Origin of the sequence: Chitinophaga dinghuensis (assembly GCF_003259435.1) — a bacterium.
In the GTDB taxonomy this organism is placed as follows: domain Bacteria; phylum Bacteroidota; class Bacteroidia; order Chitinophagales; family Chitinophagaceae; genus Chitinophaga; species Chitinophaga dinghuensis.
Genome location: NZ_QLMA01000010.1, coordinates 251018 through 266898 on the forward strand (window position 1 = coordinate 251018; position 15881 = coordinate 266898).

Here is a 15881-nt window from a genome sequence, read left to right on the forward strand (position 1 = left end):
GATGAAACAGTTTTCTAAAATATTGATGCTAGCCATTGTTATGCTAACTGGTATAACGAATGTATTTGCGCAGGAAGATGATGCAGGCAAAAAGCTGAAATCCATCCAGGTGGCATTCATGGCTAGAAACCTGAAACTAACTCCAGAAGAAGCCGACAGATTTTGGCCCGTTTACAATAATTACCGCAATGAAATGGACCAACTTGTTGCAGATAAAGAACGTGACAAATCCATCGACGTTAAAAGTACCCATTCCGCCGATGCCGACGCTGTCGCCAGAAACAATATGGATAAAGATCTAAGCTACGATAAAAGATTCCTGGATATCAAAACAAAATATACCGCAGAATTCCAGCGCGTACTACCCGCCAGTAAAGCCAGTGCTGTGTTTAACAGTGAAAAAGAATTCCGAAGAATCATGATTAAGCACCTGCAAAACTCGCAAAAAATCAATAGGATGAATAATCAGCAATTGAGACCAAGACATTAAGCCATAAAAAAGGAGGTGATGATCACCTCCTTTTCTTTTTAGGACTGCTGTTTGTAATGCGCCCGTACTTCTTTTACTAACCCTTTCTCATTCAATACCATCATCTCCGCACTTAAACTGTTATTCACACTTTTATAATACAGGACCACCGAATTAATCCCTTCCAATATATGATACAGCTCAAAATGCAAATCAGGATAAGCAACTAACGCTTTCCTGAAATATGCTTCCAGCGCAACTTTACCAACAATTTTCCCTTCAGGATCATTATTGATACGCTGTATCACCGGCGAATAAAATTCAATCTGGTCATCATAGTGAGACATCACTGCATCCAAATCATGCGCATTCCAGGCTGCTACCCATTCGGCTGCAAAGGTCGTTTTCGATTCCATTTTTTTTGAATGCAAGATAGGTAGGGAGACACGGTTCTCATTGGCTGAAAAGCTCATTTTTAGGCCGATTGGCGCCATTGCACTGGCGTACAGCCATAATTCTTTCTGAATAACCGGTAGAAGTGTGAAATATCTGAAAAACCAGTCGCAAAAGCGACCTCATTCACAGGGCATTGCCCGGAACGTAATAACAAGGCAGCCCGCTGTAAACGCATGGTCCATATCCACTGCATAGGACTACAGTCAAACAAATACCGGAACCTGCGCTTTAAGGTAGCAGGACTCATATGTCCCGCTTCTGCCAGATCGCTCATATCCCGGATATCTTCCATCCGGGTACGCAACAGATCCATCATATCATCCATAGGGCATTCCACCGCTTTACGCAGCATACCCGCCAAAGACTTACACTGTAACAATTTATGCCAAACCAGCTCCTGTACCTCTTCTGCCACTACCTCTCCATTCCCGGTGAATACCGGTTCCAGCCTATTCAACAACCCCTCCCAATCGCTTCCCTGAGGTAAAACGGCCATCGACTTGGGCTCCGTGTCTCCCAATAATAACCGCTTACGCGCTATTACCTGATCCGGAATCACCAGATTCATACTTTTGAAAGGCCGACTGGTATGTAATATCTCAGAGCTGACAAGGGTTCCAGGCGGGATCAGGAGGATATCCCCCTTCTTTACATGCAATACCCGATTCCCATTGTACATCCGTTTTTCCCCATCCAGGATGAAATTAATAATGGTATGCCGGACATACAATTCATGTACAGCCGCACCCGGATATACGGAAATAGCAGCCCAGTCCTGTCCCTGATGACAGGCAGTGTTAATAAACGACTGGCCACTTAAACGGAAATTTTCATAGCGGCTGTACATATAGGTATTTTATTCGAATCGGATAGTTGGCGTCTTTACATCATGATAGAACAGGAAATTCCATCCTTCCTGACGGCCACGCTCCATGAACTCCTGACGAAGCTCCATGCTGCGTTTACCATCATAATCATATTTGGCAATAAATCTGTTCTTCATCTGAGATAACTGTGGCGCCACATCTCCACCAAAAAACACTTTATCTTCTCCATCATCCACCAGAAATACCTGGTGATAAGGACAATGGCCGCCAGTCAGTTCATAATGAATATAGCCATCAATGGTACCATTACCAGTAGTGAAAATAACATTATCTCGCTGCTGCAGCAGTATAATATCTTCGGAGTGATAAGACTTGCCGGCATGCTCCATCGCATACAGCATTTCCTCATTATTCACATAGTAAGTGGCACTGGGGAAAGTCAGGCTGCGCTCGCCAGTAACGGGGTCCACAGCAGAAATACCGCCTGAGTGATCTTTATGCAGGTGGCTCATCATCACTTTGGTGATTTCCATTGGATTAATACCATGGTCAATCAAATTTTGGTGAATCTGCATAACGCCGTTGCTGTTACGAAAACCAAGTCCGGCATCAAAAAGGATATAATCCCTGTCTGTGATGACGAGGAATGGCTGGATTTCCACCAGCAGAGACCCATGCGGACGATCCTGCATGCTATCTTTTCCTAAGTCAAAAGGAGTGAATTGTTTGGTCCCGTCTACGGTAAATGACCCTTCGGATAATGGTATAATACGTGCCATAGCGCAAAGATAGTTAATTCAGAAAAGAAGAACGCCCGGCTGTAAACCGGGCGTTCTGTGGAAATTATCTTAAAACCATCTGCCTGTCGGCATCCAGTCGGAGTAATATAAAAATCAACATCGTGAAGGAGAACAACGAGCTACCTCCATAACTCACCAATGGCAGCGGGATACCAATTACCGGAGCCAAACCTATTGTCATCGATATATTGATGGCCACGTGGAAGAATACAATACTTGCCACCCCATAGGCATAGACTCGCGTGAATGTCGATCGCTGTCGCTCCGCGACATGTATGACTCGGAAAAGCAAGGCTACATATATTCCAATGAAAATAATACTGCCAAAGAAGCCGAAGTCTTCTCCAATTGTACAGAAGATGAAGTCTGTACTTTGCTCCGGTACGAAATCGTAACGGGTTTGAGTTCCTTTCAGATACCCTTTCCCCCAGAATCCACCGGAACCGATGGCAATCATACTTTGGCGGGTATTATAAGTCGCTTTCGGATCATTTTCTTTACCCAGCATTACCTCAATACGACGCACCTGGTAATCTTTCAGGACTTTCGTAAAGGTGAAAGGCACTACGAACATCACGAACAGGGCACAGAAGCCATAAATAGCCACTATGAGCAATAGTCTGGACTTATTCCGTTTGATTTCGCGCCGGCTAAAGTAGATGACCAGCGCCGTGATGACCGTGAATATGATAAACAAGACCTTATTATCCACTAACAAGGCCGATAGTACTAAGACGATGGCGGAGAATGCAATCACCAGCAATACGCCCGGCAAACCTTCGCGGTACATCACCAGGAAGAAGGAGAAGTACACCAGCGCAAGCCCTGTTTCTGATTGAAGGATGATGATCCCTGCCGGTACCACCGCAATAGCGGCTGCTATCAATCGCGATCGTAGCTTGGTGAAGTCTGTTTCCTGCGAGCTGAGGTATTTGGCCAAAGCCAGGTTGGTACAGAGTTTTGTCAATTCCGCCGGCTGAAACTGGAAACCTCCCAATACCAGCCAGGAATGCGATCCTTTTACATCTTTACCAATCCCTAATACTAATAACAACAATAATATCCCGCCTGCATATAGCAAATTGGCCGTGGCAGTAAAGAACTTACTGTCGGTCAGCCAGATCACAGATGCCAGCACCGTCGAAATGCCAAACCACATGAGCTGCCTGGCGTAGTTCTTATTCAGATGAATGATATTCTGCCAGACGTTATCATCTCCCCGGTACTCCGCAGCAAAAATGGACATCAGGCCGACTATCACCAATGCCAGGTACAGGCCAACGATTGGCCAGTCTATACCTTGCGTCAATTTGGTTTGCGAGCGGTTCATTATGTTTTAATCAGTTTGGGCGTTTATGGTTAATTTTTTTATAATCTCTTCTTAATCACGGTACCATTCAGGGAATCCAGTTTGGATCTCGATCTCATGGCATCCGGAATAGTGACCGTTTCCATTACTGTTTTCAACATCGCCTGACGTTTGGCAGCAATGGTATCTTTCAGGTATTTCTCAATCATCAAACTGGCAATAGGCGCAGCATACTTCGCACCAAAGCCGGAGCGTTCAACGATTACGCAAACGGCAATTTTGGGATTTTCTGCCGGTGCAAAAGCCACGAACTGTGCGTGGTTAGGCATTTTGGTACGCTTACCATCTACGATGGCGTAGTTTTCCGCCGTACCTGTTTTACCGCCGATGGTGATCCCTTCAATCTGGGCCACCCGGCCGGTACCGCTTTCCACCACATCGGTCATACCTTTGATTACCGCATCGTAGGCTTCATCAGAAATATGTGCCACTACGTGACGTTGTTTGTATTTGTCCAGGAGATGCGTGTCGTCGTTATCAATACTTTTCACAAAGTGAGGTACGAAGAACGATCCTCTGTTGGAAACAATACACATAGCGTTGGCCATTTGCAGCGGAGTGGTTTCCACCTCACCCTGACCGATACCGAGAAATACGGAGGTACAAGAGTTCCAGCTGCCTTTATACTTGGCGTCGTAGTATTTTTTATCAGGAATACGTCCGGGTCTTTCACTCGGGATATCTATACCGATCTTATGTCCGAAGCCGAAGTTGTTCATATATTCGGCCCATTTCTGCATACCGCCGACTCGTATACCACCCCATTTCGGCGCATCCACGCAAAGGCGGTAGACGTTGGAGAAATAGGCGTTACAGGAGTGCGCAAGCGCCAGACGGAAGTTGGCCGCGTGTCCAGGATCATGGTGCTCACATTTGATAGGTCTGCTACAACCCAGATAAGCGCCATAACAAGGATACCCTGTGCTAGGTGTAATGACCCCTTCATCCAGTCCAACCAGGCCGATCATTGGCTTGAAAGTAGATCCTGGCGGGTATTGTGCCTGGATGGCACGGTTAAAGAGTGGCAGGGTAGTATCTAGATACAGTTTATTAAAGTTTGCGCTTCGGTAGGAGCCAGTGAGGAGGTTCGGGTCGAAACTAGGCCCGCTGACCATGGCCAGGATACCGCCGTCTTGCGGATCAATGGCAACGATGCTACCTATTTTTCCGTGCATCATTTGTTCACCGAAGGCTTGTAATTCAATATCGAGGCTGAGTCGGAGGTTTTTACCCGCGATGGCAGCACTGTCGAACTCCCCATTTTCATAAGGACCTTGTGGCCTGTTGAGGTTATCTTTTACGAGATATTGGATACCGCGTTGTCCCATGAGTACGCTTTCATAGGTTTTCTCCAGCCCTGTCATACCGAGATAGTCGCCCGAATTATAGGAAGCATAGTTGGAGTCTTTCAACATGGTAGGTGAAATCTCCGCGATGTATCCCAGGATATTGGCGGCGGCAGAGTAAGGGTAGGAGCGGATTTGTCTTGGTATCAGTTCAAATCCTGGTTGGAAGAGATACATACTTTCCTGCAGCTGGCCGTAAATGTCTGCTTGCAGGAGAGACGAGAATACAGATTGCCTTACCGGACCATTCTTTTTGATACAGTCGGCAATTTTCTTCTTAAATTCTTCTTTATCTATTTTCAGAATGGTGCAGAGGTAGGCGGTGTCAATATTCTTCACGCTTCTGGGAGTCACCACGAGGTCGTACAGCACGTCGTTGCTGAGGATAGCGCGTCCTTTACGGTCATAGATGATACCGCGACTTGGATACACGACTTTCCTTAGCACCGCGTTGGCATCCGCGAGCTTGGCATATTTCTTTTCTACGACCTGCAGGAAAAACAATCTGACGATGATGATAGACACCATGCCTAGAATGATCAATTGAATTACTCTTCTCCTGGGCTGATTAAATACAGACATGCAATTGTTGTAGCTTTTGCAAATTTAAACCTTCAATTGATCCCACGAGCAGCAATTGCGGCTTTTCGTTATTTTCTGGAAAAGAATAACATTTCGTACAGAATAATGAGGAAAAGGCTGGCTGCAGAGGATAAAATAATCTTTAGCAACAGGTATAACGGGTTGGCAAATCCGAATACTTCAAGGGTGAAGTAAACAGTGTGGTGCAGAAATACCAGTATGGCTGCGTAGATTAAAAACTGGGACACGCCCATACTTGTCATCGACGGAGTTTTCTGTGTGGTTTCGAAACCTCCCTGTGGTGACAGAATATTGATGATGAATGGACGTAGGTAGGCGATGAATACGCAGGCAGCGGCGTGCATTCCCATGGTATTCATAAACATATCCAGGGACAATCCCATTAACAGCCCGAGCAGCATAAGAGCGGGGCGGGGCAGGTTAAAAGGAAGTACCAGTATGAAAAGCATGTATATGTAGGGGCTCACCAGCTGGTGGATCAGGATTTCATTGAGAACGAATACCTGGATCAGCAGCAGGAGCACAAATCGGATAATATTTCTTAACAGTATACTCATTTAATCAGCTTGTAAGTCGAGTCTTCCAAACTTTGTTGTTCATCTTTCAGGAGGTTCTCAATCACGTAAACGTACTGGAGATTATAGAAGTTGGTCGCCAGACGCAGTTTCACGGTGAGAGAGGTGCTTGCTTTATCACCTTGTGAGTACCCTTCCACGTATCCTATGGGGATATTTTCCGGGAAGAGGGCAGAGAATCCGCTGGTCACGACGGTATCGCCTTTATGCAGTTGTGCACTTTTAGGAATATCGCGGAGTGTAGCGAAGGCCGGATCATCGCCATCCCAGTGTACGGAGCCCATTTCCTTTCCTTGCGCCAGACGGGCACTGATGGATACGGAATTGGATTTAGACAGGAGGGAGAGGACTACGGCATAGTTTTCACTTACACTTCTTACAACTCCAACCACGCCACTTGGACTGATCACGCCCATATTGGGTTTGATGCCTTGTTTGCTTCCACGGTGGATGGTAATATAGTTCATGGGGTTATTGAGGGAGTTGTTGATCACCTTGGCTTCGAAGTATTGGAAGCGACGGATTTCCGTGCTAATGACCTTATGGGTAGTATCGTCACTGTATCTGCGGATGGTATCCACTCTGGTACCGTTGGAAGTAACCATGCTATCGTAGCTGGAGCGGATGGCATTATGCAGGCGGGTATTTTCTGCTACCAGACTATCGTTGGTGGCTTTCAGATGAAAATAGTATTGTACGTTGTTGTATTTATCGTAAAGCTTTCCGCTGATATTATTGGCAGAGTTAACGTATGCAGAATGCTGAAAGCTATTGTTTTGAAATACCAATACAATACAAATCACTTCCAGCAGCAGAAATAAGAAGAAGTTGAAATATCGCCTTAAGAAAATGATTAGATTTCGCACAAGCGCGCAGGAATTTTGAGATTTGTTGATTTAGGGAGGCAGTAGACCTGCCGCCCTAAATCTCAAAATAGGTTTTATTGCATCAGGAACGGATATTTACCTACATGCTTCAGGGCGATGCCGGTACCTCTCACTACTGCGCGCAGCGGATCGTCTGCTACATGCACAGGCAGTTTGATTTTTTGGGCAAGGCGTTTATCCAGGCCGCGGAGCAATGCGCCACCGCCGGTCAGGTAAAGTCCTCTGCGATAAATATCTGATGCCAGTTCCGGAGGCGTAGTTTCCAACGCTTTCAGGATGGCTTCCTCAATTTTAAAGATGGATTTGTCCAGTGCTTCAGCAATTTCCTGGTAGGAAACCATGATTTGCTTAGGAATACCTGTAACGAGGTCTCTACCGTTTACAGGGATATCATCTGGTGGATTATCCAGTTCCTTCAGAGCGGAACCGATATGAATTTTGATTTGTTCAGCGGTTCTTTCACCGATGAGCAGGGAGTGATACCGGCGGAGTGCTTCCATGATATCGGCGGTGAATTCATCACCTGCGATACGAATACTCTGGTCACAAACAATACCAGCCAGGGCAATAACGGAAATACCGGTAGTACCACCTCCAATATCGATAATCATGTTACCCACAGGCTCTTCTACGTCAATGCCAATACCCAGTGCGGCAGCCATTGGTTCATGAATGAGGTAAACTTCTTTCGCTCCGGCCTGTTCGGCAGAGTCGCGAACGGCTCTCTTTTCCACTTCAGTGATACTGGAAGGGATACAGATAACCATACGCCAGCTGGGAGCAAACAAAGGTTTCTTAGGGTAAATCATTTTTATCAGTTCCCTGATCATGCCTTCCGCAGCGTTAAAGTCTGCGATAACGCCATCTTTCAGGGGACGTATAGTACGAAGATATTCGTGAGTTTTTTCGTGCATCATCATGGCTTTCTTACCAACCGCCACAATTTTGCCGCTAGCCCGTTCTATCGCTACAATGGAAGGCTCGTCCACAACCACTTGGTCATTATGTATTATCAGCGTGTTAGCTGTACCTAAATCAATCGCGATTTCCTGCGTTAAAAAATTAAAAAATCCCATTGTTGATACGGTCAAAAATTAGAATGCAAAAATGAATAATTCCAACGAATATACGATGCAAAAAGTGGATATTCCTGCAATAATACGGCTAAATATTAAAAAATCTTATTTGTAGTATAAACGGCATAGTAACTGCTCTCTTCAAGTACCGATCAATTCAACGGATTTAATCCCGTTTTAATAATTCCGTTTCTAAAAAATAACGCCTTACATCTCCGCTTTTCCGTGATAATTTGACAGCCCTCCCCCTGCTGTCATCAGTTAACATGTTGCAGATACCGGCAACCCCATCAAGGGATTGCCGACTATTATTTTAGTTAAATAAACTCATATCCAATGTCCTTTCGGAAGTTTTTACCTTCAAACTCAATTTGGTTGGCGGTTTGCACAGAATGTGCCAGTGCCAGGGACAAAGAGGTTGCCAGGGAAGTGACTGCCAGTACGCGACCGCCGTTAGTCAGTACAGTAGTGCCATCCTGGCGGGTACCCGCGTGAAACACGATTTGATCTTGTGTAGGCTGCGGAATGCCGGTTATCGACTTATTCTTCTCATAAGCCTCCGGATAACCTTTGGAAACCAGCATAACGGTAGCAGCTGCACGTTGATCTGTGTAAATCGTCTGCGCTGAAAGATTTCCCTCGTTTACAGCGGTAAATAATTCCAGCAGGTCGTTCTGCAGACGAGGCATGACTACCTCGGTTTCAGGATCACCCATGCGACAGTTATACTCAATCACGAAAGGCTCTCCTGCTACATTAATCAGGCCAAAAAAGATAAAACCAGGATAAATTATCCCTTCTTTGGATAAACCATCCACCGTAGGACGAATTACTTTGTCTTCCACCAGTTTCAAAAAGGCTGCATCTGCAAAAGGAACCGGCGATACCGCCCCCATTCCGCCTGTGTTCAGTCCTTTATCTCCCTCTCCAATGCGTTTGTAATCCTTCGCTTCTGGTAATATCTTATATGTATGGCCATCTGTCAGAACGAAGACAGACAACTCAATACCGCTCAAAAACTGCTCTATTACTACTTTACGACTTGCATCCCCAAACTTAGCCGACTTAATCATCTGGCTAAACTCATCCAGTGCCTCATCATGATTAGAGGTGATCACCACCCCTTTACCAGCAGCCAAACCATCGGCTTTCAGCACGATTGGTAAGGAATGCTGCTTAATATAAGCAATTCCTTCCTCATAATTCTCTTCACTAAACTCTCTATAGGCTGCAGTAGGTATTCCCTGACGCTCCATAAACAGCTTGGCAAACGCCTTACTGCCCTCCAGCTGTGCCCCCAATTTGGAAGGACCCATTACTGGTATATGTTTCAGCGCCTCATCTTGCGCAAAGTAATCGAAAATGCCATTCACCAGTGCTTCTTCTGATCCAGGTACTACCATAGTAATTTCCTGCTCCAGACAGAAAGATCTTATCTTGTCAAATTCGCTCACACCCATGTTTACATTGGTACCACATTGGGCAGTACCCGCATTACCCGGTGCAATAAACAATTTTCCGCATAGCGGACTTTGCGACATTTTCAAGGCCAGTGCATGTTCCCGACCACCACTTCCTAATAAAAGTATGTTCATAATGAATTAATACAGATGAGAAAGAAAATGCAAAGAAAGTTCAAAAAAGCGCAAAAATTGTCTATTTATACCATTTTTTTACCCGGATTCGCGATTTTCTTTAAATTGCCTCCTTATAGCTTAACTGAACCTTAAAACAATCTTGTTTAAAACTAACCATTTATGATGCAAACTGCTGTTGCACAAGGGCCGGAAACTGCCTCTCAGAAGGGGCACCCCAAAGGCCTTTCGGTATTATTTGCCACGGAAATGTGGGAACGGTTTAACTTTTATGGCATGAGGGCACTTTTGACCCTCTTCCTGGTAAATGCACTGCAATTTTCAGAAGCTGAATCATCTTATGCCTATGGTGGTTTCCTGGGTCTCTGCTACCTTACACCTATGCTCGGCGGTTATATCTCCGACCGTTACCTGGGAAACAGGAACTGTATTCTATTAGGCGGTTTTGTTATGGGCATCGGCCAGCTCCTGATGGTGCTGAGTGCCACTATTTATGCCGGTAACGTAGATACAGCCCGCTTAGTAATGTGGTTGGCTCTGTTCGTGATCATCTTCGGAAATGGGTTCTTCAAACCCAATATCTCTTCCATGGTGGGTAGCCTCTATCCAAAAAATGACGGCCGCCTGGATGCTGCATTCACTATCTTCTACATGGGTATTAACATGGGCGCCTTCCTCGGTATGCTCATCTGCCCTATCCTCGGCGACGTGAAACTCTCCGACGGTGTCAGAGTTGTAAGCGCCTTCAAATGGGGCTTCCTCGCTGCTGGTATCGCGATGTTCCTCGGTACCATCCTGTTCTACTTCCTGAAAGACAAGTATGTGGTAACGCCAGATGGTAAAGCCATCGGTGCAAAACCAACTTTCCACGCAACTTCTGCTACCGGCGAAGCCGACAAAGCGAAATTCACTTCCAGCGCCATCCTCGGCTGCGCAGCCCTGCTGGCGGTATTATTCATCGCTTTCCACTTCGTTGCGAACGATCCTAATCCGATCAAATCCTGGATCTATCCGTTCATCTACGCTACTGGTATCTCCCTGGCTGTACTGATCCTCACGGATAAATCCATTACCTCCATTGAAAGACAAAGAATCCTCGTACTCTATGCGGTGGCATTCTTTGTAATCTTCTTCTGGGCTTGTTTTGAGCAGGCAGGTTCTTCTCTGACCTTCATCGCGGACAAACAAACTGACCGTCGCCTGTTTGGTTGGGACATGCCTCCTAGCTTCATTCAGAATGCCAACTCTATCTTCATTATCATATTCGCACTGCCTTTCAGCTGGTTGTGGATAAAACTCCAGAAACGTAACCTGGAGCCTATCTCTCCAGTTAAACAAGCACTGGGTCTGGCCCTGCTGTCTGTAGGCTTCCTGATCATTGCCTTCCAGGTAAAAGGACTGGGTGAATCTGAAAAACTCGGCGTTATCTGGCTGATCGTGATGTACCTGTTCCATACCCTCGGTGAACTGTGCCTGTCTCCAATAGGTCTGTCTCTCGTGGCAAAACTGGCTCCTCATCGTTTCTCTTCCCTGCTGATGGGTGTTTGGTTCCTGGCAAATGCCGCTGGTTATGCGCTGGCGGGTACCCTGGGCGCCCTGCTGCCTCCAAATCCTGAAAACTATGCTGATGCAGCAAAAGCTGGCATAGACCTGAAAGGTATCCTGAATGGCGTTATCACTCCTTCTGCAGAACAACTCAGCAAACTCGCTGAACTGAAACTGGCTGCTCACTACCCAACTTTCGCAGGTTTCACTATTCATAACCTGTTTGAGTTCTTCATGGTATTCGTGATCCTGCCAGGTGCAGCTGCAGTACTGCTGTTCTTCCTGTCTCCATTCCTGAAAAAATGGATGCACGGCGTTAAATAATAATACTACCGCTGAAAAGCGTTATTATAACGTACAAAATAAAAAGCCTCGCTAGTTGCAGCGAGGCTTTTTATTTTGTATGTTATATTTGTTTATACTGATACAACTAAAACATGTCTGACAACAATTTCAAACCCTTTGTTCCCGCCAATACCAAAATGAAAGAGCTGACGCTCAAGTCAATACTCCTTGGCTGCATATTTGGCGTCATCTTCGGTGCTGCCACTGTATACCTGGCGCTTAAAGCCGGTCTTACTGTATCCGCCTCCATACCTATTGCGGTGATTGCCATTACATTAGGTAGAAAGTTCTTTGGTACTACCATTCTTGAAAACAATATTATCCAGACTACCGGCTCGGCAGGGGAATCTATTGCTGCCGGCGTGGTATTCACTCTTCCCGGCTTTCTCTTCCTCAGCGACGGCGCTGGGGCAGATTATTTCAATTACATCACCATTCTGACCCTTGCCATTATTGGCGGTATACTGGGTACCCTGATGATGATTCCCCTTCGCAGGTCGCTCATTGTTAAAGAACATGGCACATTGCCTTATCCGGAAGGTACTGCCTGTGCAGATGTATTGATTGCCGGCGAGAAAGGAGGCGATTTCGCTAAAACCGCTTTCTGGGGCCTAGGATTTGCTTTTACATATGCCGCTCTTCAAAAGATATTCCATGTAATCGCGGAAACGCCTGGTTACATGACCAAACAAGTGAACAGATTTTTCCCTTCTGCTAATATCAGCGCTGATATCACTCCTGAATATATGGGGGTGGGCTACATCATCGGGCCACGTATTGGCGGCGTACTGGTAGCAGGCGGCGTGCTGTCATGGCTCGCACTCATTCCGCTGCTGGCATCTCTGTTACCGGCCGACATGATTGCCACACAACTGGTGAAAATCGGATACCTGGCCAATCTGCAAACGCCTGGTGGACAAGGCAACTGGGACCCCGCTACACATACTTTCGGCGATTATGCTTCTGCTATCTACTATGCATATGTGCGTCAAATAGGCGCCGGCGCAGTAGCTGCCGGTGGTTTCATCACCCTGCTCAAAACAATTCCTACTATTATATCTACCTTCAAAGGCAGTCTGGGCGCTGTTAAAAGCAGCGCCGCCAACACCACTGGCGAAGTTCCAAGAACTGAAAAAGACCTGAGCCTGAAAGTAGTATTGCTGGGAAGCCTTGGGCTAGTGATCCTGATGACCATACTTCCACAGTTACCTGGCGGATCTTTGGGCCAGAAATTACTGGTAGGACTGCTCGTCATCATTTTTGGCGCTTTCTTCGTGACGGTATCCAGCCGTATTGTAGGCTTGATCGGTTCCTCCAATAACCCGATTTCCGGTATGACCATCGCTACCCTGATGGGTACCTGCCTGGTCTTTATTGCTGTAGGCTGGACAGGTAAAGTATATGAGCCAATGGCGCTGGTAGTAGGTAGTATGATCTGTATTGCTGCTGCAAATGCAGGCGGTACTTCCCAGGATCTGAAAAGTGGTTATATCGTTGGGGCAACGCCGAGAAATCAGCAGATTGCATTGTTCGTGGGAGCGATTGTATCCTCGATTGTGATCGGTCTTACCGTAAAATTCCTGGATCGCCCTACGGCAGATATGATTGCACATGGCGTGAAAAACCATGCGATCGGTAGTTTATATTTCCCTGCTCCTCAAGGTACGCTGCTGGCTACGCTGGATATTGGTATCCTCTCCGGAAAACTAGACTGGCAATTTGTACTGGTAGGCGTTTTCCTGGCTATTACCATTGAGCTTTGCGGGGTGAATGCACTCTCTTTTGCCGTTGGAGCCTATCTGCCACTGTCGACCACCTTACCAATCTTCATTGGTGGCGCGATCCGCGGAGTAGTAGATTACAAAAAGAAAAAAGATAAAATTGAAACTTCTCCTGAAGAAGAAGAACTGGGCAAAGGAAATCTATTTGCTACGGGACTGGTAGCCGGAGGTGCTGTTGCCGGTGTGATTATCGCTATCCTCGCTGGTTTCGATTCATCTGCTGAGTTCCTTGCCAAATTGAATATCGGAAATGGTATTCAGTCGGCCCTTGGTGAAGGAGGATATTATATACTGGGAACTGGCTTTTTTGCGTTTATGGGATGGTACCTGTACCGTACTGCAAGAAAATAACAGATTCCTAAAAATAATATCTTAATTTTATCAGATATATCAAGAAATACCTATGCGTATAATTGTAACTGCCTTGCTCGGCGCAATAATGATGCTGGGCATATCCTGTGCGAAAACCACTAACGGCAACGGAGATGCCACCGATAGAAAATTCATTTCTATGAAAATGGGCTCCCGTATCCAGTTATCAGAAAATCCAAAAGCGACAGTATTCCTGGCTGATCCGACATCTGAAAATCCGGATGATCAGTATCCCAGCATGCAAATTACTGGCACCACCTATACTGGCGATTATGTAACCTTTACGCTGGCGGTACCTGAACTGCCATTCAAACCAGGCGCATACCCTGTAACAAATACTGGTAACAGTATGACTGTTTACATGGCCAGCACTACAGGTGAAACGTTAAAAACAGATCCTGCTGCTGCCGGTTTTACTATCACTATCACGCAGATCAACAGCCAGTTTGTTGAGGGCACCTTCAGCGGAACCATCAGCGGTTCCAGCAGTGGTTCCACCAATGTTCAAGACGGTACATTCCGCGCTGTACTGCAATACAAAAGCCGTTAATACGCTTGCCATAAAAAAAGAAAACCCCGGACCATTAAAGTCCGGGGTTTTCTTTTGTATCCGTGTCTCCCTATACAAAATCCAAATGATTATATCTTGCCTTCAAAATACCCCCATCGTCTGCACCTAACCACTTTCCTAACAGGGTCGCATATACGCTTTTGAAGTCAATATTATATTTCAGATCTCCATCCTGCAAATTCATCAGATCAGGACCATCATTCAAGACGCCCTTCCGCTGTAAACCGCCACCAATCAGAAACATATTGTTGGCAGTACCATGATCAGTACCACCACTTGCATTCTGACTCACCCGACGACCAAATTCAGAGAAAGTCATCACCACCACATCCTGGAAACGATTATTCTTCTTCAGATCCTGGGTGAATACCGTGATGGCATCACTCAGCTGCTGAAACAGACGCTCCTGCTGCGCTTGTTGGTTTACATGCGTGTCAAAACTACCATGAGATACATAATACACTTTGGTATTAATATCAGACATGATCAAATTAGCAATGGTTCGCATATTCTTTCCTAAGTCTGTATTAGGGTAATTTTCCTTGGACTGATACACCTTAAACTGCTGTGAAATATATGCTGCAGAAGAAATTGTTTCTCCCATTGTTTTATACAGGTAATCCACATTATGATGTTCATCTGCTTCCTGCGGATGCTGTTTCAGCAAGTCTTTGAAGAAAGGATTACTACTGGTACCCAACAAACGGTTAGGATCAGTAAGGGCTAGTCCTTTGGAATACTCTCCTTTCAGTGCCAGACTTAGCGTATCATCAATTTCCAATGCCTGCGTAGGCTTGTCGCAACCTTTGCATTGCGCATCCAGGTAACGGCCAATCCAGCCATCAGACCATAATTCATTGGACTGACTGGCGGTATGCCAGATATCCATTGAACGAAAATGCGAACGATCCGGATTAGGGTAACCTACGTTATTCAGAATGCCCAATGAGCCATCATCATAGAGGGCTTTCAGCCCTTTCAACGCAGGATGTATACCTAAATCATCGTTGAGAGAAAGCGCATCTGTGCGTTTAATACCCAACACTGGCCTCGACCTGTAATAAATATCATTGCGGTAAGGAATAATCGTATTCAGTCCGTCATTACCACCCGACAGCTGCACAATTACCAATACTTTATTTCCTGGGGGTACTAACTCTCCCCGTTCCAGCGCCTTGAGAAATTTAGGCATCAGCATTGCGGCTGAAGCCAGCGAGCCAACCTGTATAAAACGTCTGCGATTAAGAATATCCATAAATGCGTT

At 45.9% G+C, this 15881-nt stretch carries 14 protein-coding genes; 4 read left to right on the top strand and 10 right to left on the bottom strand.

The features are described 5' to 3' along the window. Position 1: 1 nt before the first annotated feature. Positions 2-490, top strand: coding sequence for a hypothetical protein (locus CLV59_RS26205; RefSeq protein WP_111595070.1), 489 nt, complete (start codon positions 2-4; stop codon positions 488-490). A 38-nt stretch (positions 491-528) separates the two neighbouring features. On the opposite strand, the gene CLV59_RS26210 is transcribed toward CLV59_RS26205, so the two are convergent. From CLV59_RS26210 to purD, 9 genes are all read right to left on the bottom strand, one after another. Further along, the gene (locus CLV59_RS26210) at positions 529-885 is read right to left on the bottom strand and encodes a nuclear transport factor 2 family protein (RefSeq protein ID WP_111595120.1); all 357 of its coding nucleotides are present in this window, start codon (positions 883-885) and stop codon (positions 529-531) included. Positions 886-944: 59 nt separating this feature from the next. Then, on the bottom strand, positions 945-1772 hold the full coding sequence (locus CLV59_RS26215; protein ID WP_111595071.1) for a helix-turn-helix domain-containing protein: 828 nt from the start codon (positions 1770-1772) through the stop codon (positions 945-947). Between the two features lie 9 nt (positions 1773-1781). After that, positions 1782-2531, bottom strand: a complete 750-nt coding sequence (locus CLV59_RS26220) for an MBL fold metallo-hydrolase (RefSeq protein ID WP_245950956.1) — start codon at positions 2529-2531, stop codon at positions 1782-1784. A 64-nt stretch (positions 2532-2595) separates the two neighbouring features. Next, the gene (gene rodA, locus CLV59_RS26225; RefSeq protein WP_111595072.1) at positions 2596-3882 is read right to left on the bottom strand and encodes a rod shape-determining protein RodA; all 1287 of its coding nucleotides are present in this window, start codon (positions 3880-3882) and stop codon (positions 2596-2598) included. 38 nt (positions 3883-3920) lie between these two features. Beyond that, the gene (gene mrdA, locus CLV59_RS26230) at positions 3921-5849 is read right to left on the bottom strand and encodes a penicillin-binding protein 2 (RefSeq protein WP_111595073.1); all 1929 of its coding nucleotides are present in this window, start codon (positions 5847-5849) and stop codon (positions 3921-3923) included. 68 nt (positions 5850-5917) lie between these two features. Continuing rightward, positions 5918-6427, bottom strand: a complete 510-nt coding sequence (mreD, locus tag CLV59_RS26235) for a rod shape-determining protein MreD (RefSeq protein WP_111595074.1) — start codon at positions 6425-6427, stop codon at positions 5918-5920. Further along, positions 6424-7311, bottom strand: a complete 888-nt coding sequence (mreC, locus tag CLV59_RS26240; RefSeq protein ID WP_170137931.1) for a rod shape-determining protein MreC — start codon at positions 7309-7311, stop codon at positions 6424-6426. Before mreC ends, mreD begins: the two co-directional genes overlap by 4 nt. 74 nt (positions 7312-7385) lie before the next feature. Then, complete coding sequence (locus tag CLV59_RS26245; RefSeq protein WP_073078293.1) at positions 7386-8408, bottom strand: rod shape-determining protein; 1023 nt, start codon at positions 8406-8408, stop codon at positions 7386-7388. A gap of 317 nt (positions 8409-8725) precedes the next feature. After that, positions 8726-10003 (bottom strand): phosphoribosylamine--glycine ligase, encoded by a 1278-nt coding sequence (gene purD / locus CLV59_RS26250; protein ID WP_111595076.1) that lies wholly within the window; start codon positions 10001-10003, stop codon positions 8726-8728. 162 nt (positions 10004-10165) lie between these two features. On the opposite strand from purD, the gene CLV59_RS26255 reads away from it, so the two are divergent. The 3 genes from CLV59_RS26255 (at position 10166) to CLV59_RS26265 (ending at position 14596) form a co-directional block, all read left to right on the top strand. Then, on the top strand, positions 10166-11872 hold the full coding sequence (locus tag CLV59_RS26255; RefSeq protein WP_111595077.1) for a peptide MFS transporter: 1707 nt from the start codon (positions 10166-10168) through the stop codon (positions 11870-11872). A 113-nt stretch (positions 11873-11985) separates the two neighbouring features. Next, positions 11986-14025: an OPT family oligopeptide transporter gene (locus tag CLV59_RS26260; RefSeq protein ID WP_111595078.1), complete on the top strand. Its 2040-nt coding sequence runs from the start codon at positions 11986-11988 to the stop codon at positions 14023-14025. A gap of 52 nt (positions 14026-14077) precedes the next feature. Further along, positions 14078-14596 carry a hypothetical protein gene (locus CLV59_RS26265; RefSeq protein WP_111595079.1) on the top strand — a complete coding sequence of 173 codons (519 nt, stop codon included), beginning with the start codon at positions 14078-14080 and terminating at the stop codon, positions 14594-14596. Positions 14597-14666: 70 nt separating this feature from the next. On the opposite strand, the gene CLV59_RS26270 is transcribed toward CLV59_RS26265, so the two are convergent. Beyond that, the gene (locus tag CLV59_RS26270) at positions 14667-15872 is read right to left on the bottom strand and encodes a DUF1501 domain-containing protein (protein WP_111595080.1); all 1206 of its coding nucleotides are present in this window, start codon (positions 15870-15872) and stop codon (positions 14667-14669) included. Positions 15873-15881 lie beyond the last annotated feature (9 nt).

What these genes read in the sequence shown, in the direction of transcription:
- CLV59_RS26205 (WP_111595070.1), top strand. Translation starts at nt 2, where the DNA reads ATGAAACAGTTTTCTAAAATATTGATGCTAGCCATTGTTATGCTAACT.
- CLV59_RS26210 (WP_111595120.1), bottom strand. Translation starts at nt 885, where the DNA reads ATGGAATCGAAAACGACCTTTGCAGCCGAATGGGTAGCAGCCTGGAAT.
- CLV59_RS26215 (WP_111595071.1), bottom strand. Translation starts at nt 1,772, where the DNA reads ATGTACAGCCGCTATGAAAATTTCCGTTTAAGTGGCCAGTCGTTTATT.
- CLV59_RS26220 (WP_245950956.1), bottom strand. Translation starts at nt 2,531, where the DNA reads ATGGCACGTATTATACCATTATCCGAAGGGTCATTTACCGTAGACGGG.
- rodA (WP_111595072.1), bottom strand. Translation starts at nt 3,882, where the DNA reads ATGAACCGCTCGCAAACCAAATTGACGCAAGGTATAGACTGGCCAATC.
- mrdA (WP_111595073.1), bottom strand. Translation starts at nt 5,849, where the DNA reads ATGTCTGTATTTAATCAGCCCAGGAGAAGAGTAATTCAATTGATCATT.
- mreD (WP_111595074.1), bottom strand. Translation starts at nt 6,427, where the DNA reads ATGAGTATACTGTTAAGAAATATTATCCGATTTGTGCTCCTGCTGCTG.
- CLV59_RS26245 (WP_073078293.1), bottom strand. Translation starts at nt 8,408, where the DNA reads ATGGGATTTTTTAATTTTTTAACGCAGGAAATCGCGATTGATTTAGGT.
- purD (WP_111595076.1), bottom strand. Translation starts at nt 10,003, where the DNA reads ATGAACATACTTTTATTAGGAAGTGGTGGTCGGGAACATGCACTGGCC.
- CLV59_RS26255 (WP_111595077.1), top strand. Translation starts at nt 10,166, where the DNA reads ATGATGCAAACTGCTGTTGCACAAGGGCCGGAAACTGCCTCTCAGAAG.
- CLV59_RS26260 (WP_111595078.1), top strand. Translation starts at nt 11,986, where the DNA reads ATGTCTGACAACAATTTCAAACCCTTTGTTCCCGCCAATACCAAAATG.
- CLV59_RS26265 (WP_111595079.1), top strand. Translation starts at nt 14,078, where the DNA reads ATGCGTATAATTGTAACTGCCTTGCTCGGCGCAATAATGATGCTGGGC.
- CLV59_RS26270 (WP_111595080.1), bottom strand. Translation starts at nt 15,872, where the DNA reads ATGGATATTCTTAATCGCAGACGTTTTATACAGGTTGGCTCGCTGGCT.